At 47.4% G+C, this 820-nt stretch carries 2 protein-coding genes; both read left to right on the top strand.

Translation table 11 applies throughout. From position 1 onward, the window contains the following. On the top strand, window positions 1-591 hold a 591-nt coding region (locus A3735_RS29990), incomplete at its 5' end, for an acyl-CoA dehydrogenase (RefSeq protein ID WP_068637382.1). Between the two features lie 21 nt (window positions 592-612). Continuing rightward, window positions 613-820: aldolase/citrate lyase family protein (locus tag A3735_RS00825; protein ID WP_231882310.1), on the top strand; the 208-nt coding region annotated here is incomplete at its 3' end.

The following is an 820-nucleotide window of genomic DNA, read 5'->3' as shown; positions in this document are numbered from 1 at the left end:
TGGGCGGCCGGTGAGGTTGAGTGTCATAAGGCTTTGATTATTGGCCAGCCGGCCTCTCGATTATCGACGATTGAATCTGTTGAACTTAAAACGGGTAGTACCGGCGTGTTGGTTTTCGTTAATGTTCGCCATGATATTTCACAAGCGGGTGAGCTGTGTATCAGCCAGGTACAGAATATTGTTTACCGGGAGCAACCAACAGAAAGAGCTGAGTTGCCACCAGGCAAGCCTGCGCTTTCTGAAGCCGATTTTTCGCAAGAAATCACGCCAAACCCAGTGTTGCTATACCGCTACTCGGCGCTGACTTATAACGGCCATCGTATTCATTATGATCGCGACTACGCGGTAAACGAAGAGCTGTATCCTGCCTTGGTTGTTCATGGGCCATTGCTGGTGACTTTATTGTTAGAACTTAAACGTCATAATATTGCCGATAAATCTTTGAAAACCTTCAAGTTCCGAGCGGTTAGACCGACGTTTGATACCTCGGTGTTTACCGTGTCTGGTAAGCGGGATGGCGATGATTTATCCCTATGGTCTGCTGATAATGATGGTTTTACTTGTATGACAATTAAAGCAAGTTTGGCCTAAGGATTCGTGAGCGAGAATAAAATGAAGAAATTAGACTACCCAGGCTGGCGTACGGCCTTGTTTATCCCTGTGCACATTGAGAAATTCGTCGCCAAAGCGCATACGCGTGGTGCTGATGCTTATATTCTGGACTTGGAAGATAGTGTTCCGCTAGAGCAAAAAGCAGAAGCTCGAGAGTGTGTGGTCCCGGCTGCGAAAACGGTTAGCCAGGATGGTGCTGCTGCATTGG

The organism is Oleiphilus sp. HI0061, assembly GCF_001635675.1.
This window is presented reverse-complemented; position numbering and strand designations above follow the sequence as displayed.